Raw genomic sequence first — 22,437 nt, forward strand, 5'->3', positions numbered from 1 at the left:
ATCATGACAACCGAAACCTTAAATACCGCCACTTCCGCATCGGACGAGGATACCCTGGAAGAAAGCCTGCAGGAAGTGTTCGGGCTGTCTCACTTGAGGCCGGGCCAGAAAGAAGTTATTCAGAGCGTATTGAAGGGACGCGACACGCTGGCAGTGATGCCGACTGGCAGCGGCAAATCGCTCTGTTATCAGCTGCCTGCTCTAAACCTGCCGGGCACCGCCATTGTCGTATCTCCGTTGATTTCGCTGATGAAGGATCAGGCTGAGAAACTGGAGGAGGTCGGGATTGATGCGGCACTAGTTAACAGTACGCTAAATTCGCAGGAAGAGTCGGAAACGTTGCGACATATCCGCCGGGCTGGCAGCGATGTCGTATTCGTCACCCCCGAGCGCCTGTCGGACCCCGACTTCATCGCCGATCTGCAGCGCATCAATATCAACCTGTTTGTCGTGGATGAGGCGCATTGTATTTCCCAATGGGGGCACGACTTTCGTCCGGCTTATCTCGGGCTGGGGGGCGCGATCAGCGCACTTGGCCACCCGCCCGTGCTCGCTTTGACGGCCACTGCTACACGAGAGGTCATTGACGATATTGTGCGACAGCTTGGACGAGGCCCCATGCACATCATCAATACCGGCATCTATCGCCAGAACCTGCGCTACCGTGTGCTGCATGTCACCAACGCGGAAGAAAAATTTAGCAAGCTGAATAATCTGGTTCAGCAAAGCCAAGGCAGCGGGATAATTTATGCGGCCACTGTCAAAGCAGTGGAAGAATTGATGGTCGCGCTTCGGGCTGGAGGGCACAGCGTCACGCTTTACCACGGACGGCTGGCAAAAAAGGTGCGCAGCAACAATCAGGAAGAATTCATGGGTGGACGCAGCAGGATCATGGTGGCAACCAACGCGTTCGGCATGGGCATCGACAAGCCCGATATCCGATTTGTGGTGCACTTTCAGATACCGGGAAGTCTTGAGTCCTATTATCAGGAAGCCGGGCGCGCCGGCCGCGACGGCCAAGCTGCCGCATGCACTCTGCTTTATGACGTGCAGGATAAGCGTATCCAGCAATTCTTTCTGGCTCGCCATTACCCAGGCTATGAGAACCTGCATGAAGTTTATAAGGAAATACAAAGCCTTCTAACGAACAATGTCGTGGCGGAGTTCAAGCAATTGCATAAAGCGGTGGGGCGGTTTTCTGTTCCCGGCCTTCAGGTGATACTGAAGCTGCTCGAGGACGGCGGCATCCTTGCGCGCGACAATCGCCTCGGTTACCGCCTGCTAAAAAAAGATGTGAAGTCGAATGAACTTATCCTACTCGCGGAAAGTTCAGGCAGGAAGCACGCCCATGACCGGCACGCGCTTGAGCGGATGGTATTTTATGCACAAAGCGGATTTTGCCGATGGAAGGTTCTGTTGGAGTATTTCCATGAGGAAATGGAATGGGACCACTGCGGACATTGCGATAACTGTTTAAGCCCCCCACAAACAAGACTCCGCCCTACGCCCACGCTTATTAAAAACCGCCGCGAGAGTCGGGCGGTTAAAAAAGCGCCGCCGCGGCCCCTGTTTCCCTCAGGGGCCGCGGTTCAGGTTCCGGGAGTGGGAAAAGGTCAGGTCGTCAGCACCACCGATGACATGGTAACAATTGTTTTTCCCGATAGCCGAACGCGCACATTTCTAGAAAGCTACGTGAAGCCAGTCCGAGCCAAGGGTGAGAATGATGGTCCACCTGCGCCAAGGTCTACATCAGCATAGGTCGATTCATCAAAGGTGCATTCCGCCTGGCGAATCCTCGCTGATTGCGGCCGGCTACCCGCATTAAACCCGTCCCGGTCTGAAAGGAAGAGGACATGGCGGTCGGGAGGCTACATACAGCCAGCCGCACACCGTGTCGGAGCGGCCCGGCTGCACTCAAAGAATTAAGGAGATTATTATGCTCGACGATCCGGCCGTTCTCATACTGATGTACTTCATCCTGCCGGTTTGGCTGCTAGCCGGCTGCGCCGATTGGCTTTGTCACCGGGCCACGCATATCGAGACCACAAGTGGTGCCAAGGAATCGATGCTCCACCTGCTTCTGTTTGCGGAAATTGGCCTGCCGCTGCTCGCCGCGATTTTCCTTCAGATAAACGCGGGCATCATTGCCTTCATGATTGTTGCCTTGGTTCTCCATCAGGCCACGTCCCTTTGGGACGTCAGTTATGCCGTGACAGTGCGAGAGGTGACGCCGGTCGAGCAGCAGGTGCACAGCTTCCTCGAGATGCTCCCGCTGATGGCGATCCTGTTTGTTATTTCACTGCATTGGGGCCAGTTTCAGGCACTGTTTGGCTTCGGTCCGGAAACTGCGCGCTTCGAACTCCGCTGGAAGGAAGAGCCATTGCCGGCAACCTATGTGCTTTCCATTTTGGGCGCTGGTTTCCTGTTCGAAATCGTTCCCTTCGTCGAGGAGTTCTTACGCGGGCTACGGGCGAACCGCGGCGCGCTTGTACCACCGAAAGCTCGAACGAATAAAAACCCGTGAACTGAGCGACGCGAACGCGGATGAGCGACCAACACAGATGCCGAGCAAAATCGCTGATTTGTCTTAAGCCATTAGCTATTTCGGACGCGGAGGATTCTTACATTTGATTTCCCACTGGAGCTCCTGCTCTGCCAACCCTGTTCCGCGCGGTAGTAGATTAATAGGGGTTTGCTCATTAACGAGAACATATCCTGATTTGCAGATCTCATTGGCGCGCCTGGTCAATGTTGTCGTCGCCCAGTCTCGACTCGATTGACAAGGCTTGAAGTTAGTTTTAATGAAATAATGCCTTGTTCCATCCGCTAATGTCGTTGAAGGCGGGTCTTGCACGCGCGACCCCGCACAACCGGTTAGCGATAAGATCATCAATGAAACTATTACGGGAAATTTCATAAATACTCTTCGCCATGAAACGGCGCTTTTCTATTCAGGCCGTGAATTATGCCGGAAATTCTTCGTTAACCGGTACTGTTTAATTCCAGAGCGGCAAAAGCGCGGAACGCTGCCAACTCCTGCGAAAGACCTGTTTTGTTAACCCGACAGCACCCGCGTGTTAGCATGTCCGAACCCGAATTTGGCAGCTTAGCTCGACACATGTCTTATATCCTCGCTCTCGATGCGGGCACCACCAGCGTGCGCGCCATTATCTTCGATTATGATGGTCGTATCTGCGGTCTGGCTCAAAAGGAGATACAGCAGATTTTTCCCCATCCGGGCTGGGTTGAACACGACCCCCAGGAAATCTTGCAGGCGCAGGTAGCGGTGGCGGAGAAAGCCCTCGATCATGCCGGTATTCGGCCCCATGATGTCGCTGGGGTCGGCATCGCAAATCAGCGCGAGACCAGCATCGTGTGGGATCGCGCGACGGGCGATCCGGTATACAACGCCATCGTTTGGCAGGATCGGCGCACTGCCCAGATGTGCGACAAGCTGCGCGATGCAGGACACGAGGGCGCCATTCAGCAACTCACCGGGCTGATCCTCGATCCATATTTTTCCGCGACGAAGATCGCCTGGATTCTCGATAATGTGGCAGGCGCGCGCGCGCAAGCGGACGCAGGCAGGCTCATATGCGGGACGGTGGACACGTGGCTCATCTGGAAGCTGACGGGGAACAAAAAAATACATGTGACCGACCCAAGCAACGCATCCCGGACGATGCTGTTCAACATCCATGGTGGCAAATGGGACCCGGGCCTGCTTGAACTTTTCCGCATCCCGCAAAGTATGCTGCCGACGGTGCGCTCTTCGAGCGAAGTGTATGGCGAAATCGACGCTATCGCGGGCCTCTCGCATATGACCGTGGCTGGCGCGGCGGGTGATCAGCAAGCGGCTCTTTTTGGGCAAATGTGCGTGCGGCCCGGACTGGCGAAAAATACTTACGGCACTGGCTGTTTCCTGCTACAGAATATCGGCACGCAAGCGGTTGCATCCACGCAACGCCTCCTCACCACGGCAGCTTGCAAAATCGGAGAAAAGCAGGAATTCGCGCTGGAGGGCAGCGTCTTCGTCGGCGGCGCCGTCGTGCAGTGGCTGCGCGACGGGCTCCGCCTCGTCCGCTCCGCACAGGAGATGGATGTGCTTGCAGCATCAGTGACGGATAGTGGCGGCGTCGTCCTGGTGCCGGCGTTCACCGGATTAGGGGCGCCTCATTGGGACCCTTATGCGCGCGGTATGTTGATCGGCCTCACGCGTGACACGAGCGCCGCGCATGTGGCCCGGGCCGCGCTGGAAGGTATTGCATTCCAGGTGGCCGATCTGGTGGATGCGATGCGCGCTGACACCGGCACGCAGCTAAAGGAGCTGCGCGTAGATGGGGCTGCGTCCCGTAGCGATCCATTATTGCAGTTCCAGGCGGATCTTCTCGGCGTGCCCGTGGTGCGACCGGCCGTGGTCGAAACGACCGCGCTCGGGGCTGCTTATCTCGCCGGGCTCGCGGTCGGTTTTTGGCAAAACACCGATTCGATCGCGACACATTGGCAGATCGAGAAAGTCTTCCATCCGCATATGCCGCTCGACCGCGTGGCCGAACTCCGAGGGCGCTGGAAAGAAGCGCTGAGCCGCGCGAAAAATTGGGAGAATAAAGGGGAAAAGCCGCGAAGTGAATACCGCTGATTACTTCTGTCAACCACGACGATTGTGAAATGCCGTACAGAAATATCGCTCGTATGCAGTCATCATCCATGTGCGGACACAAAGATGCGTTACATTCCGCGGATAAGCATGTTGGAACGCCAAGTGACACCGGTCCTTAACACGGTCAATAACCACGTAATAAGGAGGTTTTTATGGATAACATCATCGCAGCACGGTTTCAAACGGACGACGAGGCAAAGGCAGCTGCCGCGTCGCTGGCTGATTTGGTGGACAAGAACGATATCTGCATTTTTTTTAACAATCAGCCCGGCGCCCACGATTCTGCCAGGGATGCCAATAGCACTGGCGATCAGGGCGCTGCAAAAGGCGCAACAACCGGAGCAGCGTCCGGAAGCGTTGTCGCAGGGACGATTGGGACGCTGGCTGGCGGCCCGGCCGTTGGCGCGGTAGCGGCTGCGGTGGGCGCCTATACCGGCTCCCTGGCAGGCACAGCGGGCGGACTGCCGGACCAGGGCGAGGCGACCAACAAGGGTCCACGTCCGAGGTCTGCCGGCATGATGCTTGCGATACGCGTTGTGAATACCGATAATTCAAAACAGATAATTGAACGCCTGAGGGGTTACGGCGCCGCGGACATCGAACGGGCGCAGGGCAAATGGGAAAATGGGGACTGGATAGATTTCGATCCTGCAACCCCCCCGCGACTGGTACATTGACCGCTATGTCCGTAGCCTCGGTTTACTCGTCATACCTTTTCATGCGATTTGTTAGGGGATCCATCCGGTGCTAAAGCAATCAAGCCGAGAATAATGGAGCGGAATAATCCGTGAGTTTGTGGCCTGAGGGAACAGAATCGGGCGCGCTCAGGGTAGAGGCGCTGGCGGCCCAGGCCGAGGCTGCGGGACTGATCTATGTATCGGACAGCGATGCTGGGATTCGTAGAATACGTTGCGGTCGCGGCTTTCGGTATATCGACCCCAATAAAACAACAATTAAAGATAAGACCGAACTTGAACGCATTGCTCGGTTGGCGATCCCTCCGGCTTATACCGATGTGTGGATTTGCCTTGACCCTCAAGGCCATTTACAGGCAACCGGACTGGACGCGCGAAAGCGTAAGCAGTACCGTTATCATCCTGAGTGGCGCGAAGCGCGAGACGATATCAAATTCGGTCGAATGGCGGAGTTCGGCGAAGCGCTACCACGGCTTCGCCAGTGCCTGCAGAAGGACCTGAGGCAACGAGGTTTGCCGCGAAAAAAGGTCGTTGCCGCCATTGTAAGCTTGCTGGACAGCACACGCGTCCGTATCGGCAACCTCTCTTATGCCCGCGATAACAATAGTTTTGGGCTGACCACGCTGCGTAAGCGTCATCTGGCCTTCATCAATGGGCGGCACGTACTGCTGAGATTCCGTGGCAAGAGCGGTGTCGAGCATGAGGTCCGGATAGATGATCGGCGCATCGTCAACATCATCCGTGACTGCCAGCAGTTGCGCGGTCAGCATCTTTTCCAATACCTGGATGGCAGTGGTAAACGTCACCCCATCGGAGCGGAGCAGGTGAACGCCTACCTGCGTGAAACCATGGATGCCGAGTTTACCGCCAAGGATTTCCGCACGTGGGGTGCGACGCTAAGAGCGTTTGAACTAATGCTGGACACGCCATTGCCTGAATCCTCAAGCAAGAGGGCGCTTAATGCCTGTATCCTGTCTGCGACGAGAAAAGTTGCTGAAGAGTTACGCAATACCCCGGCGGTCTGCCGTAAATCCTACATTAATCCAGCAGTGTTTCTTGCCTGGCAAAATGGAGTTCTTCATAGGTGCATGCGAGACGTCGCAGAGGGGATGCAGGAAGAGCTGGAATGCGTCGTGCTTCGTTTCCTTCATCAGGAACAAACGTCCAACGGTATACTCGTGCGCTAGCTTCTTTTGGGCCTTACGGGGGCAGATAAAAAGGATCCTAATGCGCACGGCGGGGCGTTACTAAATCGCAGTATTAACCAGGACACCGCACTCGCATGTCTACTCGGTAATACGCCCGATAGAAGTCATAGTATGTGCTTCTTTTGGACTGGCACAACGCCGGAAGGATAAAACTGGTAGTATGAAACTAACCCGGGAACCGCGGGTCCTCATGCTCCGAGATGATACAGACCAGTCATTCAAATCCAACGAATTTTTCCGCCCTTAACCCCGATTGCGTGCTGAACGCACTGGAAAGCGTGGGCTTCCGCAGCGATGGCAGGTTGCTGGCACTTAACAGCTACGAGAATCGTGTCTATGAAGTGGGCATGGATGAAGGCCCGCCGCTGGTAGCGAAATTCTATCGTCCGGGGCGCTGGACCGATGCGGCGATACTCGAAGAACACGCGTTTGTACAGGAACTGGCCGAACACGAAATTCCGGTGGTGTGCGCGTTGGCGCCGAACGGGCTGACGCTGCACCGTTTCGACGGCTATCGCTTCGCTATTTTTCTAAAACACGGCGGGCGCGCGCCGGAACTGGAAGATCGCAACACACTTGAACGAATCGGACGTTTCCTCGGGCGCATACACGCACTCGGCTCGTTGAGGCCGTTTAGCGAACGCCCTACTCTTAATAGCGCCACTTTCGGCGCACAACCGCGGGACTACCTGCTGGGGCACGGATTTATTCCCGCCGATCTTGAGGCGGCCTACCGCAGCGCGGCAAATCAGGCCCTGGACGGCGTTCAACACTGCTTTGAACGTGCCGGTGACGTGCGAGCGCTACGCCTGCATGGCGACTGCCACCCGGGCAACGTGCTGTGGACAGAGCAAGGGCCCCACTTTGTTGATTTTGATGATAGCCGCATGGGTCCGGCAATACAGGACTTGTGGATGCTATTGTCGGGCGAACGCGCCGACATGGCGCGGCAGTTAACCGATATCCTCACCGGGTACGAAGATTTTGCCGATTTCGACGAACGCGAATTGCATCTGATCGAGGCACTACGCACCCTGCGCCTTATCCACTACGCCGCGTGGCTCGCGGCGCGCTGGGATGATCCCGCGTTCCAGAAGGCATTCCCATGGTTCAATACCCAGCGCTATTGGCAGGATCGTATCCTCGAATTGCGCGAGCAGATTGCGTTGATGGATGAGCCGCCGCTATGGCAGGCATAATTCAAAAACATCCAACATAATCTTTTGGAACCAGTGAATTCAAGAACAATGCCTCGGCCTCCCTGCCCTCCTTTTCCCCCTTGCCCATGCGGTGCTGGCGATAAAAGCTTCACAGACTGCTGCGGGTCGCTACCTTGACGCGGGCGAAACTGCTCCCACCGCGGAAGCATTTATGCGCTCGCGATATGCTGCATACACCCTCGGCCGCGAAGGCTATCTGCTGGAAACATGGCATCCCAGCACACGTCCAGCCTCGCGCGACGTAGTAAGTGAGCTACACAACAAATGGCTGGGACTGGAAGTGAAGCACCATGAACAGCGAGGACCGAGTAACGCGTTGGTGGAGTTCGTAGCACGTTACAAGATTGGTGGCCGCGCCCATCGCCTGCACGAAATCAGCCGCTTCGTACATGAGACCGGGCGATGGTTTTATGTCGGTGGCGATATTATCCATGACCCAACTGCAAGGGGCTAAATGCTTGTCTCCTAGCTCTGGCGCGGAGTAATCGCTATTCGGTCCGTACAACCACTAGCTTTGCTCAGCATCTGCTGGCTTAAATACATAAAGCGCGGTACGTTTCGGCCTCTTCCCCCTCTTCCCCCTCTTACCGGAATTGTCGTTGATTCGCGCAGGACAATGCTTAGGCGCGTTCCAGTGTCCGGATGAACTGAAGCTAACAAGGATGTACTTCAGTCCAATTGTTTGTTTCACAAAAAAAAAGAAAAATGACGTCGTGTCCGAAGGAAACTTTGCTGACACACGCAAAGCAAAAAGCGGCTACTGACGGAGGTTTTATTGCCCTGCCCGAGCCCGCTTGGACAATAACACACGGGATTAAGGAAACACATGAACGACACTTTACTTCTAGTTGTTATCAATCTTGCTGAGGCCGACGTCCCTGTCGAGACCGATGTAACGCTTGTGGCCGGGGGTTTCCTGATTTCCGGCTCGGTCGTCAGCGCAAAAAAATATTTTACACATAACGCCATTGTTACCATGGCTGGAATGATTGAGCAGATCAAGAGCGAAGCTGCGCGGCAAGAAAATAATCAGGCTGAACCTATAAAAAGGAATTTTATTCACTTGAAAGACGCGCGGTACTATACCCCCGGGCAGAATCCTATTCCCAGCAATACCGGCGTTTTTTGTCGCATTTCCCTCGACGCTATCTCCGGGTTCTCGTTTGGCAGGCTTTCGGTGGGTATTGCGAACTCGACATTAGCCCGTATCAATTCCCGGTAAAGACCATGCTGGTTTTCTATACTTAACCCGTCGATTCGGGAAGCTGCGTCTTCCTTTCATTTTGCGTATACCGGCTTACTGTGTTTGTGAAGCTGTCTTCGAAGGGTGTGACTCTAGGGGACGACCAAAGCCACCGAACGATAAAGTGAGAAATGGCAATTAGTTCCGGGCAAACTTTCTGAACTTCCAATACTTTTAACATTCACAAATTGATCACCTACCCCCCATAATTCCTTCACGGCCAGTATGTTATTCTTTCCATTCGTAATTCATGTCCTGAACTTTAACGATGCCGAAGCGTCAGGAGAATATGACATGAGAAACTTAATGCTCGCAGTAATGGGGTGTCTCGTAATTGCCGCTGAACTTGAGGCCACAAAAAAAATCGAGGAAATGAACCAGAGGGCGCAGGTTCGCGCCGAAGCAGTAGACTGCGAAGGTTGGAAGCACAGCGAGAAGATAGGGCCAAAGGTAGGCCAGCACCGCGATGTTGAACGATCCGGCTAGGCCAGGAATTTTTGATCAATGAGCGGGCTACGAGGCACTGACTTCAAAAAAAGAACCAGCGCGCTCAATTCACCCGGCTAATCGGCGGCAAAAAGCAATCGCGGCTCTTGGTTTCCAAAACGGTCGAGTTATTGGCCGGCGACCGGTAATAAGCCCCTGAACGATTGCGAAGGGGTTACTTTAATAATCCAAATCCATTTTTTGGGCTATCGCACATTCAATTCCGGCATTCCGGTGAATGAAAGAAGATTGCAGGGCAGGAATCGTCGGCATATCGATATAAGCTAGCACAGCCGCATTTATATGCAGGCAGTTTGTAGAGGACTTAATCGCCCCACATTGAGATTCAGCTTGAACTGTCTTCCATGCTCGTCCCCGGCGCCACTCTGTTTCGGAAGTAACGGAACTCATGCTAAAAGGAATATTTAACAGCGAGGCCAGAAGTGCGCTCTCCCTCCGCTTGTCCCTAGCGTAAAACCAGATGATAGCGTCCTTTATCATTCATTACATTTAAACCCCTGCGGTTTTTTAAGCGATGAGTTCTCGAACAGAAGCCTGCGCAGATTCAAGGCATGCGGCATGCGTAAATCTTTCTATACCGCTCTGTTCCGACAAATAACCGTATCGCACCGTGCGCTCCCGCCACGCTTGGTCTATATTAAAAAAACGCTAGAAAATTCGTAACCCCCGCTTCGATGGCATGCGCTAGCATCATCTACGCCCCGCTCGCAGTAAGCTGGGCGATATGAGGATGAGGTGGGTTCCTTCGCATAATTCAAAAGGAGTTCAGGCATGGCACTTACACAACTCGCTAAATCCCGTTGGAAAGACTATTTCGAGCGCCTCTCGAAGATGTTGGGCACGAAGCTGGTGGAGTTGGAAGTCGCCAGCCTGGGACTGGGCGACCAGGTTGAGGTCGAGTGGGTACCGCTGATTGGTCTGACCTATGATCCAAAGAGCGACGTTCTGGCGGTGATGCTTGAGGGAATTGAGCACAACATCCAGCATCCGCAGCAAATATACGTGGAACAGGATGTCGAGACCCTCCACAGCATTGACGTCGAAGATGCTTCGGGAGAACATCATATTTTGCTCCTGAAGGACCCCCTCAGACTGCCGCCACCCGCACCGTAAAAAGGAATCGGCTCGGCATCCCGCTAACCTGGAATGCCTGTATACCGGTAATCCGTTTTCCCTGGGTTCGCCGTTCCCAAGTTTCGTGCGGGTTTTTCAACTGTCCCTACCGGCGGTTAAAGCGCCGACTTTCGAGGCCAATTCCATCGCAAAGCGCTGGAGCGTTTCGCCTTCTTCCAGACCATCGAGGAAGCGCGGGGGTATTCCCGATAGTCCGACTTGGGCTCCGACCAGCGCGCCCGTCAAAGTGGCCCGAGCCTGGTTTTCGCCGCCGCTATTTACAGCGTGGAGCACAGCCGACTCAAAATCGTTCGGAAAGCGGGCAGTGAGATAGTAGGCTGCCGGCAGCTGGTGATAAATGGCACAGGTCATGCCATAAACGATGGAGACTTTCCATGCGGGCTCGATCCGGATATCCGGGTCCAGCGCGGCCGCGGCCACATACGAGGGCGTGAGCAGGGCGTCCGGAGAGACGAAATGCCCGCTTTCCGGCGGGCGATCCTCCTTTGGCGGCTCCAGGTCGGTATGCGCCATCGAATGGAAAGGCAATTTTCCCGCCCTTGCCAATCGCATGAGCTTGCCGGAAAGGCTCCTGTTGAGCTTGTGCCCCTGCACGAGCAGGCCCAACACTGCCCCGTACGCGACAGTCAGGGTAACCACGGTATCGTCGATCTGGGTGAGCCGGGTATTGCTGGAGATGGTGCTGGCGAGTTCCTCCGGCTGGAGGGCGTAACGAACCGCCAGGGCCAGCGTGCGCCCTATTGCTTCGGTAGTGTCCGCCTGGCCTCCCGTTTGCCCCCATGGCAGGTTCTGCTGCACCCGCTTGCGCCAGGCATCCCGGATCGACTGCTGGGTGTACCCGCCCGGTCCGTTCACGGGCAAGCCGTTGAGCAATGGAAGTATTTCCTCATCCATGCGCCGGCAGAAATCCGCTTCGTCATAACCGTCGCGCTCGATCAGCGAGCGCAGCATGAGCCGGAGAAGGATGCCCGTTTGGGAGAGCTGGCCCGCCTTGAGGTTGCTATGGTAGCGCCCGGGTTTTGGATCGGTGTAGGTCGTGATCCAGTCACCGTAGTCGCGGCGGAGCGCCGACAGGTCGTAGTACCAATGGGGGCCGAGTCCTAAGGCATCCCCGATTATTGCGCCCATGATGGCGCCGGCGGCTCGATCCTGTATGGCGGGGTCGGACATATTCTGATCCTCCTCTCGATTAACCTCATTATCTCCCGACGGTAACCTGGTACGAGCGGTTAATTCCATAAGCTTCGCCGGAAGACAACTTGCTTGACCTCAAACGCTTGCGTTCAGCAGCGGTCAAGGCGGTCCGCTGGAACGAAGGGGTTAGCCAGCGTCGAAGTCATGCCTTTGGCACGATGGAAGCAGTGCCGCCAGCATCAAAAAGACCGACAAGACGTGGTTTCCCACGCACGGAAGCACATCCGCCCCACAGGCGTTGGCGATAGATTCGCGTAAAGGGTTGCTGCTGTCAAGGCAGATGTTCCAGGCCATTCGACACTTAGCGGGCCACCTATCCTATCGCTCAGGTCGCTCAAGTTGTAATGCACCGACACCCTCTTCCAAACTTGCATTTCTTGCACGCGGAATATGCGTGCATCAGCATCACGCTAACACACGCTCCTTTAACTACCATCGGGAGAGTAACTTCCGATCGATTTCGATGCTGGAGCGCCGACTCCCTGAAGTGGTTTTTTGACGGGCCGAGCGCAATGTTGTTGTCCAAGAATTGCTCCCTCTCCCCTGACGATGGCGATCACCACGGCTGCTGGAATAGTGAAAGTACGTCACCAAGAACATTGAACCCCTTGCGGTAGGCTAACAGCGAGACAGAAACTAAGCTTGGCACTTTGGGCGGCATTGACAGCGACGGTTCTGGCATCAACGACGCCGGGCAGGTGATGGGTTGGTTTTCCCACGGCTGGAGGCGCCCCCCATGCTTTCATCACCGGCTCCAATGGCGCAGGCGTGATGGGCCTCAATTCGCTGGTTGATCTTCCCCTGGGGTTGCTCTATCGGAAGTCACCTCTATTAATAACGCAGGCCAGGTCATCGCCATCGCATCATCCCGGAACCGGAGATCTCTGCGCTCTTTCTGCAGGGCTGGCCTTGATTGAATTCGTGGCGCGGTGAAGAAAGATGGAGAAAGAAGATGGGCCGCGGGCTTTTAGCTTGGACTAGATCTGTAGTGGTCAAATGACATCCGTCAAATAACTTCCGACATGCTATAGCGGCAGCTGCGGCTTGATCAGCCCCTCGCATCTGGCCCATGCTCGCCTATGTCGGTGCGACGCTTGCCGGTCATCACCGCTTTGACTATCGGGGCTAGCTGCACTACTTGCTCTCGTTGACTCTCCAGTACTCGGCGTCATCAACTTCAACGGACAGAGTGCAAGGGGGATTCTCGACTCGATTGGGAAAATCAGGCCGCAGTAATTTTCGTCTACTGCGCCGAGAGGCGTTAAATCATTCCCATCCGGCCTGTGGATTAACAGTATTCAAATGCGATTATCTGATGGCTTCTATATTTTTCCCAACATTTTGTTTTTCAATAGTTTGCTGTTAAAACGTAGATATATTAGTTCTCTTTGATTCTCGTGAATTGTGTAATTTTCTCTGCTTGATCACGCAGGAATCACACCGGCACAGCAATATTGTGTTTATGAAATTTCAGCCGTCGGAACCTTGCCGTTCAGTACCGTTATCACCGCCTCTAATTTCGCGCACTCATTCGTCTGCGCGCCCACCGTTTTTTTTGCCAGATAATCACTCCTGTAATGGAGAGCATCGCGACGAGGAGCCCCATCATTGAGACCATGATGCGGCCCGGAAGACCGAGGATCCGCCCGGAATGCAACGGAAATTGTGCCTGCATAAAAATGTCACCCATGGTTCCAGACCCTGGTATTCTGGCTCCAGCCGAAGCGGCATTTTTCCCCTCGAAATACAACGATGCATTACCGAGCCCCCCGTCCCCGTGCTCGTGCCCTGGCTCAAAAAAAGTGACACCATAAACGCCAATCTCTGGCACATAGAATATGCCCCCGGGCGGCGTGCTCCAACCCAGCTGTCTGGCTTCCTCGGTGGCCAGTTGGAGAATGGCGCGCCGGTTCACCACAGGTTCAATCGGCTGCTCAGGGGGATTGGGAGGTCGGGTGAAGGGACTGGGAGTTAGTGGTGAAAACAGGGACACAAGCGGGCGCATCACCTGCTGATTGAGATTCATCGATACGGCCGTAATCGCAAGAATCAGCAAAATCCCCCATACCCAAACGCCACCGGAGCGATGCAAGTCGAAATTGAGCTTGGCGGCCCCTTGATGCCAGCGAAAACTGAAGGATTTGGACCACGCACTCGCGCTTGGAAACGAAATTGATAAAGCGACAAAGCAGTCAAGTGCCCATACAATGGCCAGGATGCCCATGAACCAGATTCCAAGCTCTATCCCGAACCCATCGGGGATATGCATGCTGTAATGCAACTTATACAGGAAGGGCAGCAGATTCTCGCGGCTTAGCGAAATCTCCCCCCACATCCGCTTCCCCCGTACCTCGCCGTTCACAGGATCAAGCGTCACCTGGTTGAAATCCAGCTCGAAAGCTTTGCCTGTAGCTGGATCGATACGCGCACTCACGCCCAATCCAATGTTATGCCCGGATTCCCCCGCTAGGGGAACCCAGGTTATTAGCAGCCGCGGATCGGCTGCTTCCAGTTGTTCGGCAAGAATCAACGGGGAAACAGGTACGCCCTCGCCCTGTGCTTCGAACAACTGCGGGTTGAGCCACTCGTCCACCTCGTGGTCCCAAGAGATTATCGCGCCTGTAAGCCCTGATATGAACAGAAAAACAGCGAGAAAAAGCCCAACCCAGCGGTGCACCAGGGCCAGCAAGCTGCGCCCGATTCGCTGCTTGCTGGTCCTCCGGCTTTCTAATCCTCCGGTAACGTCAGAGATTTCAGATGCCATAATTCATTCTAGACCTCAAACTGCACTGTTGAATACAATCGGTGCTGGCACCGTCGGGCTGTCTTTCGCCGGTTTGCTTTCCTTCCTTGGCGCACTGGCCGTACTGTCCTTTACCCGTTCCCGGCTATTGAAAGTCAGACACCCGCTCTCCATGCGTACAAGTTGATCTGCAAGGTGAAAGTACCGGTCATCATGCGATATTACTAGCACGGCCTTGCCCATGGCTCGTAGTTCGGGAAGGATCTCCCGGTAAAACACTTCCTTGAATAGCGGATCCTGGTCCGCGGCCCATTCGTCGAACATAAAAAATGGGCGGTCCTCCAGGTACGCTACCACCAGGGCTAGGCGCTTGCGCTGCCCTTGCGATAACGCGAGGGTAGTGAAAGCTCCATTCTGCACTTTAACCTTGTTGTGCAAATGCAATTTTTCGAGGAGGCGATTGCCTTCGCTGTTCAGACGGGCGCTACTTGTCTCGAGCAGGCGATCAAAAAGGTGAAAGTCGGAAAAAATGGTAGAAAACAGCTGCCTATAGTGGTCGCGATTCATATCGTCTACTGTTGTGCCGTTAAAAACTATTTTTCCCTCTTCCGGCGGATAGAGGCCCACCAGCAATTTCGCCAAAGTAGTCTTGCCGCTACCATTGCCTCCTACCAAAAAAGTAATCTCTCCGGGCCGAAACTCCAGGTCTATGGGCCCCAGGGTGAATAAGTCGTCGCTCTGTTCGTGATAATAACGGTGCATTACCCCCTTCAGCGAAATAGAGTGCAATGCGGGCGGAGAAGAACCCTCCGCTCGCGTCTCTGAACTGGACATCTCGCGTATTATTTCATCGATCCGCGCGGCCGATACCTGCGCTAGATTGGCTCGCGGAATGTTCAGCAGGAGTGCCTCCAGCGGCCCGACCATATACACAAACACAAGCGCATAGCCGGTCATGATGAGCGCCCTGTCAGGAACATTCCCCACCAGTGCGAATAATACCAACCCGATAAACGCATACAGCAAAAATTGGGCCCAGCCGCCCGAGGCGACGAAGACCGACATCCCGAAGGTTCTTTCGCGGCGCACCGTTTCGATCGATTTGGCCAGTACGTCATCATAAAACGCCGTCTGTTTTTCGCGATTCAGACGAAGCTCCTTGGCCCCATCGGTAAGGGAACGAAAATAGGCAAATAGTCGGTCCTGCTCCTCCGCGGCGACACTGAGATGGCGTATCGCACGCAAATGCGCAAAGTGATAACCGACGGAGCCCAACCCAACAACGACAACTGCAAGCAGAAATACCTGCCAGGACAATAAAGCCATATATATAAGACATCCGGCGACGATGACCGCGTTCATCAGGATTACCGGAAAGCTTTCGAAAAATTCTGCAACGCGCGAGCAATGCTCGGCGAGCGCAGATTGTATGCGTGCCGCGCCAATTGATTCCAGGTGCCGGTAATCAGCCGCAAGCACACGTCTCGCGACCAAGCCTCGCAACTCCGCATGGGCGCGCTGCCCCAGGCGCTCGAAGAGAATGGCGGCAACCACGTAAGTCAGCATTACGCCGAGCGCAGTAACCCCGAAAATCAGCGCCATTTGTCCACGCTCCGACTCTGCTGCGGTAAGCGCGGAGCTGATCTGCGCCACCAGAAATACACTGCACGCGCCATGAACCACGGTCACTAACGAAGCGCCACCTAATAAGACCTTTGATCGACTGATGAGATACTTAAGCACGATGCCCCGCAATAAGAATGAGAATGGATATGGAAAAGACGAATGGGCAGTGCAAATATCCACATCTTACGATTGGAACGTCACGCCGTTTTTGTACGAAATGGCGGAAACACGGGGATCGGCTGGGAAACGACGGTTTCAGAACAATTTGTTAATGAGATTGATTACTAAAAAATAACGTTTCTCATTCGTCTTTATACGGGATAAGGGCATGCGCCTCAACCATGATTACGGGAGTTCGACGAATGGGCAAGCTGCACGAGCAGGGTCAACAATTATTGGCTCGTGTCACGACAGTTATTAGCCGCCCTGATGGGATCGCCTATACAGCAACAGTTGATGGCGACACCTTGCTTTTGCAAAAGGCGGACGGGGCGGAAAAATCGCAGTGGCATTTGTATCGACAGGCAGATCAACTGAACCTGGAAAGGATAGCGTCTAAACCTCGCGGAGTTGCGAACGCAGAACTACTGGCGGCAATTGAAGCTTGTTTCCTTAGTTATCCCGATTGCGGGACGCTCAACGTGAAAGCTCATGTCATCGCTGTCAACGAACTAATTTGTTCGGGCTTTTTGCTCAGAGACGAAAACGGGCAAATGAGCGTTAAAGCCGAGCTTTTCTGGCAGCAGCCTCGTCCGTGGCTCGTTCAATCGCAACCAGGGGTATTCCCGCTTACCTACACGTTTTGTCACGGTCGGAGGCATCCGCTACGGCCCCTAAAGCCTATGGGTCCGGTCTACCGGCGCTATATCCCCTGGCTTGAGCGAACGCTGTCTTTCAGTACGGTGGACCTTGACCGTGACCTTGAATCATTCAGCCGCTGGATGAATGACCCAGTCGTCGCGGCATCATGGCGCGAAGAAGGCGATCTCGGAAGACATCGCGCCTATTTGCAGAACATCGAGGCAGATGCCCATGTGACAGCGCTCATCGCAAGCCTGGATGATGAGGCTTTTGGTTACTTCGAGGTCTACTGGGCAAAGGAGGACCGCATCGCCCCGTTTTACGACGTGGATGACTTCGACCGCGGCTGGCATGTACTCATTGGAGAACCTCGCTTCCGTGGCAAGCCTTTCGTTACTGCATGGTTGCCCTCGATCTCGCATTATCTGTTTCTAGACGATTGCAGGACTCAACGTATTGTCATCGAGCCTCGCGCGGATAACTACAAGATGGTTCGTAATCTTGGTAAATGCGGCTATGCGCATGTCAAGGAGTTCGATTTCCCTCACAAACGGGCGATGCTGGGCATGTTGTTACGGGAACGCTTTTTCGCGGACCGGCTGTGGGTACCGCGGGAGACGACGACATCTCCCTATTCCCTATCTCTATCCTGAGGATATCCATGCATATTTACGATCTGATCGGTATCGGCTTCGGGCCCTCCAATATCGCCCTTGCCATCACTTTGGAGGAAAAAAGACAGGAGGGCTACAACGTTGACTCCTTCTTTATCGAAAAACAGCCGAGTTTCGCCTGGCATGCCAACATGATGCTGGACAACACGCATATGCAGATATCCTTCCTTAAGGATCTGGCGACCATGCGCAACCCGTCGAGCCATTTCACGTTTATCAATTACCTCCATCAGAAGCAAAGGCTACAGGACTTCATTAATCTGAAAACGTTTTTTCCGAGTCGTCACGAGTTCAACGACTACTTGGGGTGGGCAGCGGCGCATTTCAACCACCGCTGCGCATACGGTGAAGAAGTTTTGGAAGTGCTGCCCGAGAAGCGTAATGACGAAATCGCGCTGCTGCGTATTCGTTCGCGCGATGCCGGCAACACCATCCATGAGCGCTTGGCACGCAACCTCATCGTCAGCGTAGGAGGCGTGCCGAGCATCCCACCATGTTTTACACCGCTAAAAGACGACGTTCGGGTATTTCATTCCAATAGCTATCTCCGAGAGATCGCACAGCACGCATCCGCCGAAAGGATAGCGGTCATAGGCGCCGGTCAAAGTGCATCCGAGATTTTCATGGATCTGCACGGCAGGCCCAACGCGCCACACGTCGACCTCATCATGCGCGCCCGCGCGATCAAGCCTTCAGACGACAGTCCATTCGTCAACGAAATTTTCAATCCGGATTTCACCGACTTCGTTTTTAGCCACCCGGATCAGGACCGGGCTGCACTGCTTGATGAATTCTGGCACACCAACTATGCCGCGCCCGACCTCGTCCTGATCGAGCAGATCTTCAATGTTTTCTATCAGCAGAGAGTTGCCGGGAACGCACGCCATAGGTTCCTCCGTCGTCATGAAGTCGCCGCTGCTCACGCGTTGCCGGATGGCATCCGGCTGCTCCTGCGGAACCTGAACGATGGTAGCGAGCATCTAGCCACCTACGATGCGGTCGTGCTAGCAACCGGGTATAGCCGGGATCATCATAAGTCGCTACTGGGACAGCTTTCGCCTTATATGGACGGCTTCACCGTGGACCGTCAATACCGCTTGCAGAGCACGGACAACTTCAGACCAGCCATCTTCCTCCAGGGCGCGTGCGAATCGAGCCACGGCCTGAGCGATACGTTACTTTCGGTAACCGCTGTCCGCACCTATGAGATAGGTCAGGCACTGCTGGGCGCAGTAGACCAGCAAACAGGCAAGCAAACGGATAACCCGATACGAGCGGTTGCAAGTCGTTGAAGTTTTTTTAAATCTGATAACGCAGCGGACGGCATCCACAAGTTTTTTAACTACCTTAACTACCACCAACTATAACCATGAAAGCCTACATAAAAACCAACAAGTGGCTGAAACAATCAAAAAAAGTGGCACTATCAGCTGCACTGCAGTACCTATTCCTGACTATATCCGTAAACGGATACGCTTATGCTCAACAGGCGGACCCAGGATCCGCCAAACCGGATAAGAAAGAAAAAATAGCTGTGCCGGGTATGGTTGATGGGCAGGACGACAAGCAGAAATCTGCGGCGGCAGATAGCCCGGCAGTTCTGCCAGCGGTAGTGATCAAGGATAAGGCGCAAACCGCAGGTTATGTCACCAGTCGCACCGTCAGCGGGACAAAGACGGATACGCCGCTTACAGAGATACCCCAGTCGATCTCTATCATCAATCGAAGGGAGCTCGACATGCGCGGCGTGCACCTCAATTTCACCGAAGCGCTGCGCTACGTTCCCGGGGTAGCAGTCGACCAATTCGGCTTCAATGGAACAGGTTTCGAGTACATTGGCATGCGCGGCTTTAATGTCCAGACTACGGCCAACTTCCGAGACGGCCTGAGTCAGCAGGGGACAGGGCTTTATTTCGGCGCCTTTCTAACCGACCCCTATGCCCTTGAACGGGTGGATGTTTTGCGTGGCCCAACTTCGGTTATGTTTGGTCGCGGCGATGCTGGCGGTATCGTCAACCGCATCACAAAGCTGCCTAGCGCCACGCCCATCCGTGAAGTCGAGATCCAGTACGGCAATTTCGACCGCAAGCGGATTGCCGCGGATTTTGGCATCGTCAACGCGGACGGTACGTTGATGTTCCGGCTCGTGACCTCCGCGCTCGATACCGACACCCAAGTCCGGTTTCCAAACACTGACGGTGACCGCGCCGGAATCAGGCGCTTTTACATCGCGCCATCGCTTACGTGGCGCCCCAGCGACAGGACTTCCATCACTCTGTTTGGCGATATCCTTAACAACCGCAGTGGAGCAGGCGCATTTTACGTTGCAACGCCAGACGGCGGGCCGACCAATACGCTGCTTGCCGACCCCGGCTTTACCCGGTATTCCACCCATCAGGCTTCGGTCAGCTATAAAATCGAGCATCACTTCAACGACATCTTCACTGCCAGGCAGAACTTCCGTTTCATGAAGCAGGATGGCCATTTCAGGGATCTAGAGCCCGGTTTTGACTTTGACAGGGGGACTCGTTTTGCTCCAGATGGACAAACTTTACTTCGTAATGCCTTCTCCACCAGGGAGCGATTGGATCAGACGGCGCTGGACACCCACCTGCAAGCCAAGGTGGATACTGGGCCGGTAAATCATACCGTACTGGTTGGAATTGATTGGACGCGGACGAATGCCTCTCTGAGCAGGCTTGACGCCACTGGTACTCCAGGTATCAACATATTTAGTCCTGTATATTTTCAGCCAATACCCACGCCAAATTCACCCGGATTAGCTGGAACGCAAAAGATCGACCAGGTAGGATTTTATGTCCAGGATCAGATCAAATACCAGAACTGGCTTATGACCCTGAGCGGGCGGCATGACAAGGTTTCAAACAATACTACCGTTAATTTCCTCCCTGACGCGGTTAGAGACCGGGATGCCGCGTACACCGGCAGGGCCGGCTTGACCTACCTTTTCTCCAGCGGCGTCGCGCCCTACGTGAGCTATTCGCAATCGTTCCTGCCTCAGTCGGGGATCAGTTCCGGTGATGGCAGGCCATTCGATCCAACGCGCGCCGCCCAGTATGAAGTTGGGATCAAATACCAGCCACCCGGAACTAGAAGCCTGTTCACCGCAGCGCTGTTTGAATTGACGAAAACGAATGTACTGATTCCCGATCTGCGAGTAGGCGGTCTCCTCACCCAAACGGGTGAGATTCGCTCGCGAGGCGCGGAAGTGGAGGCAAGGACTGAACTCTATAGGGGCCTTAATTTTATTGGCGCGTTCACCTACAACGACGTTAAGGTCACTGAAAGCGATGCTTTTGTAGGAAAAATGCCGGTGCGCGTTCCGAATCTGACCACGTCGGGCTGGCTCGATTACAGTCTGGGCGCATTGAACATAGGATGGCTGAAGGGTTTTGGCATTGGTGGCGGCGTGCGTTACGTCGGACGCGTGTTCAACGACGACGCTAATACGAGCATCACCCCGTCTTTCACCTTGTTCGACGCGGTTTTCCGCTACGATCACGGCCCCTGGCGCTTTTTCCTCAATGCTAACAACATATTCAACGAAAAATACTATTCCGCAAGCTCCGGAGGAAATTTCTTCCGTGGCACGGAACGCTCGGTTATCGGGACGTTGAAACTTAATTTTTAACTCCTCACTAACGTTCTATCGGAGATATACACGATGCCGCTCGACCCGGATCTCGCCGCATTTCTTGAGTTGGTCGATGCTGGCATCGGCAACGGTGCCCGGCCGTTGCATGAGATGCCGGTCTCCGACGCTCGCCTGCAATATGACGCTTCCACACTTGCCCTGGATTCTGAGGGGATGGAAGTCGCAAGCGTCAGTTCAATCTGCATCCGCTCTCGGGATGGCAAGGAGATTGATGCTCGGCTTTATGTGCCGGCTGTACCTTCACCCGGGCGACTGTTACCCGCGCTGCTGTACTTTCACGGGGGCGGCTATTGCGTTGGAAGCCTTGACTCGCATGACTCCCTCTGCAGGACGCTGGCCGCTTTAACCCCCTGCTGCGTTCTAAGCGTAGCTTACCGGTTGGCGCCCGAACATCCATTCCCGACTGCCGTCCATGACGCCCAGGATGCCTACCAATGGCTTCTCGCAAACGGACCTGCGTCGGGAATCGATACGCAAAATATCGCTGTGGGAGGGGACAGCGCAGGTGGAACGCTGGCAACAGTCATTACGATCACCCTCCGTGATTCAGGCGGGCCGCAGCCGAAACTGCAGGTGCTGCTTTACCCTTGCACCAGCGCCTCGCAGGATACGGAATCGCATCGACGTCTAGCGGGGGGCTATCTTCTGGAAGCTCCGACGCTGCAATGGATGTTCAGCAATTACCTGGCGAACGAAGCCGACCGGAAAGACTGGCGTTTCGCCCCCCTCGAAACGCCCGATCTAACAGGGGTCGCCCCTGCATTCATTGCCTTGGCGGAATATGATCCGCTGGTGGATGAAGGCATGAAATATGCTGATAAGCTGAAAGCGGCGGGCGTCACCACTCAGCTCCGGGTTTATCCCGGGATGACCCATGACTTCGCCCGCCTCGGCAATATTGTCGCGGAAGGGGCGCAGGTACGTAGAGACATCGCGAGCATGCTCGCCAGCGCCTTTCAGTCGAGCTAACGGTACATTCAGCCTTCTCCACCGCGAGCGCCGCCGCGCCTTTGCCGAGACACGAACTGTACCCCCTAACGACGGACGCGCCCAAGC

General features: G+C 54.7%; 17 protein-coding genes. 14 read left to right on the plus strand and 3 right to left on the minus strand.

What is annotated here, in order from left to right:
- Nucleotides 1–3 precede the first annotated feature (3 nt).
- The 10 genes from R5L00_RS04440 (at nucleotide 4) to R5L00_RS04485 (ending at nucleotide 10,646) form a co-directional block, all read left to right on the plus strand.
- Entirely contained in the window at nucleotides 4–1,758 is a 1,755-nt protein-coding gene (locus tag R5L00_RS04440) for an ATP-dependent DNA helicase RecQ (RefSeq protein WP_317653540.1), read from the plus strand.
- Between the two features lie 178 nt (nucleotides 1,759–1,936).
- Nucleotides 1,937–2,524 (plus strand): diguanylate cyclase, encoded by a 588-nt coding sequence (locus R5L00_RS04445; protein ID WP_107692072.1) that lies wholly within the window; start codon nucleotides 1,937–1,939, stop codon nucleotides 2,522–2,524.
- A 558-nt stretch (nucleotides 2,525–3,082) separates the two neighbouring features.
- Nucleotides 3,083–4,639, plus strand: a complete 1,557-nt coding sequence (gene glpK / locus R5L00_RS04450; RefSeq protein WP_317653541.1) for a glycerol kinase GlpK — start codon at nucleotides 3,083–3,085, stop codon at nucleotides 4,637–4,639.
- A 173-nt stretch (nucleotides 4,640–4,812) separates the two neighbouring features.
- Entirely contained in the window at nucleotides 4,813–5,337 is a 525-nt protein-coding gene (locus tag R5L00_RS04455; protein ID WP_107692070.1) for a hypothetical protein, read from the plus strand.
- A 110-nt stretch (nucleotides 5,338–5,447) separates the two neighbouring features.
- The gene (locus tag R5L00_RS04460; protein ID WP_317653542.1) at nucleotides 5,448–6,542 is read left to right on the plus strand and encodes a DNA topoisomerase IB; all 1,095 of its coding nucleotides are present in this window, start codon (nucleotides 5,448–5,450) and stop codon (nucleotides 6,540–6,542) included.
- A gap of 221 nt (nucleotides 6,543–6,763) precedes the next feature.
- Complete coding sequence (locus R5L00_RS04465) at nucleotides 6,764–7,762, plus strand: serine/threonine protein kinase (RefSeq protein WP_107692068.1); 999 nt, start codon at nucleotides 6,764–6,766, stop codon at nucleotides 7,760–7,762.
- A 172-nt stretch (nucleotides 7,763–7,934) separates the two neighbouring features.
- Nucleotides 7,935–8,237, plus strand: a complete 303-nt coding sequence (locus R5L00_RS04470) for a YchJ family protein (RefSeq protein ID WP_317653543.1) — start codon at nucleotides 7,935–7,937, stop codon at nucleotides 8,235–8,237.
- A 372-nt stretch (nucleotides 8,238–8,609) separates the two neighbouring features.
- On the plus strand, nucleotides 8,610–9,005 hold the full coding sequence (locus tag R5L00_RS04475; RefSeq protein WP_107692067.1) for a hypothetical protein: 396 nt from the start codon (nucleotides 8,610–8,612) through the stop codon (nucleotides 9,003–9,005).
- Between the two features lie 315 nt (nucleotides 9,006–9,320).
- Entirely contained in the window at nucleotides 9,321–9,512 is a 192-nt protein-coding gene (locus R5L00_RS04480; protein ID WP_107692066.1) for a hypothetical protein, read from the plus strand.
- Nucleotides 9,513–10,304: 792 nt separating this feature from the next.
- Nucleotides 10,305–10,646 (plus strand): DUF5335 domain-containing protein, encoded by a 342-nt coding sequence (locus R5L00_RS04485; RefSeq protein ID WP_107692064.1) that lies wholly within the window; start codon nucleotides 10,305–10,307, stop codon nucleotides 10,644–10,646.
- A gap of 96 nt (nucleotides 10,647–10,742) precedes the next feature.
- Here the strand turns inward: R5L00_RS04485 and R5L00_RS04490 are convergent, their stop codons facing one another.
- From R5L00_RS04490 to R5L00_RS04500, 3 genes are all read right to left on the minus strand, one after another.
- Nucleotides 10,743–11,837, minus strand: coding sequence for an ADP-ribosylglycohydrolase family protein (locus tag R5L00_RS04490; protein WP_107692063.1), 1,095 nt, complete (start codon nucleotides 11,835–11,837; stop codon nucleotides 10,743–10,745).
- Nucleotides 11,838–13,374: 1,537 nt separating this feature from the next.
- On the minus strand, nucleotides 13,375–14,625 hold the full coding sequence (locus R5L00_RS04495) for a PepSY-associated TM helix domain-containing protein (protein WP_317653545.1): 1,251 nt from the start codon (nucleotides 14,623–14,625) through the stop codon (nucleotides 13,375–13,377).
- A 15-nt stretch (nucleotides 14,626–14,640) separates the two neighbouring features.
- Nucleotides 14,641–16,293, minus strand: a complete 1,653-nt coding sequence (locus R5L00_RS04500) for a cyclic peptide export ABC transporter (RefSeq protein WP_317653547.1) — start codon at nucleotides 16,291–16,293, stop codon at nucleotides 14,641–14,643.
- A 299-nt stretch (nucleotides 16,294–16,592) separates the two neighbouring features.
- On the opposite strand from R5L00_RS04500, the gene R5L00_RS04505 reads away from it, so the two are divergent.
- From R5L00_RS04505 to R5L00_RS04520, 4 genes are all read left to right on the plus strand, one after another.
- On the plus strand, nucleotides 16,593–17,684 hold the full coding sequence (locus R5L00_RS04505) for a GNAT family N-acetyltransferase (protein WP_317653549.1): 1,092 nt from the start codon (nucleotides 16,593–16,595) through the stop codon (nucleotides 17,682–17,684).
- A gap of 8 nt (nucleotides 17,685–17,692) precedes the next feature.
- Complete coding sequence (locus R5L00_RS04510) at nucleotides 17,693–18,997, plus strand: lysine N(6)-hydroxylase/L-ornithine N(5)-oxygenase family protein (RefSeq protein WP_317653550.1); 1,305 nt, start codon at nucleotides 17,693–17,695, stop codon at nucleotides 18,995–18,997.
- Nucleotides 18,998–19,074: 77 nt separating this feature from the next.
- Nucleotides 19,075–21,357 (plus strand): TonB-dependent siderophore receptor, encoded by a 2,283-nt coding sequence (locus R5L00_RS04515; protein ID WP_317653551.1) that lies wholly within the window; start codon nucleotides 19,075–19,077, stop codon nucleotides 21,355–21,357.
- A 33-nt stretch (nucleotides 21,358–21,390) separates the two neighbouring features.
- On the plus strand, nucleotides 21,391–22,350 hold the full coding sequence (locus tag R5L00_RS04520) for an alpha/beta hydrolase (RefSeq protein ID WP_317653552.1): 960 nt from the start codon (nucleotides 21,391–21,393) through the stop codon (nucleotides 22,348–22,350).
- Nucleotides 22,351–22,437: the final 87 nt, after the last annotated feature.

This window comes from Nitrosospira sp. Is2, from assembly GCF_033095785.1.
Classification (GTDB): domain Bacteria; phylum Pseudomonadota; class Gammaproteobacteria; order Burkholderiales; family Nitrosomonadaceae; genus Nitrosospira.

What these genes read in the sequence shown, in the direction of transcription:
- R5L00_RS04440 (WP_317653540.1), top strand. Translation starts at nt 4, where the DNA reads ATGACAACCGAAACCTTAAATACCGCCACTTCCGCATCGGACGAGGAT.
- R5L00_RS04445 (WP_107692072.1), top strand. Translation starts at nt 1,937, where the DNA reads ATGCTCGACGATCCGGCCGTTCTCATACTGATGTACTTCATCCTGCCG.
- glpK (WP_317653541.1), top strand. Translation starts at nt 3,083, where the DNA reads ATGTCCGAACCCGAATTTGGCAGCTTAGCTCGACACATGTCTTATATC.
- R5L00_RS04455 (WP_107692070.1), top strand. Translation starts at nt 4,813, where the DNA reads ATGGATAACATCATCGCAGCACGGTTTCAAACGGACGACGAGGCAAAG.
- R5L00_RS04465 (WP_107692068.1), top strand. Translation starts at nt 6,764, where the DNA reads ATGATACAGACCAGTCATTCAAATCCAACGAATTTTTCCGCCCTTAAC.
- R5L00_RS04470 (WP_317653543.1), top strand. Translation starts at nt 7,935, where the DNA reads ATGCGCTCGCGATATGCTGCATACACCCTCGGCCGCGAAGGCTATCTG.
- R5L00_RS04475 (WP_107692067.1), top strand. Translation starts at nt 8,610, where the DNA reads ATGAACGACACTTTACTTCTAGTTGTTATCAATCTTGCTGAGGCCGAC.
- R5L00_RS04480 (WP_107692066.1), top strand. Translation starts at nt 9,321, where the DNA reads ATGAGAAACTTAATGCTCGCAGTAATGGGGTGTCTCGTAATTGCCGCT.
- R5L00_RS04485 (WP_107692064.1), top strand. Translation starts at nt 10,305, where the DNA reads ATGGCACTTACACAACTCGCTAAATCCCGTTGGAAAGACTATTTCGAG.
- R5L00_RS04490 (WP_107692063.1), bottom strand. Translation starts at nt 11,837, where the DNA reads ATGTCCGACCCCGCCATACAGGATCGAGCCGCCGGCGCCATCATGGGC.
- R5L00_RS04495 (WP_317653545.1), bottom strand. Translation starts at nt 14,625, where the DNA reads ATGGCATCTGAAATCTCTGACGTTACCGGAGGATTAGAAAGCCGGAGG.
- R5L00_RS04505 (WP_317653549.1), top strand. Translation starts at nt 16,593, where the DNA reads ATGGGCAAGCTGCACGAGCAGGGTCAACAATTATTGGCTCGTGTCACG.
- R5L00_RS04510 (WP_317653550.1), top strand. Translation starts at nt 17,693, where the DNA reads ATGCATATTTACGATCTGATCGGTATCGGCTTCGGGCCCTCCAATATC.
- R5L00_RS04515 (WP_317653551.1), top strand. Translation starts at nt 19,075, where the DNA reads ATGAAAGCCTACATAAAAACCAACAAGTGGCTGAAACAATCAAAAAAA.
- R5L00_RS04520 (WP_317653552.1), top strand. Translation starts at nt 21,391, where the DNA reads ATGCCGCTCGACCCGGATCTCGCCGCATTTCTTGAGTTGGTCGATGCT.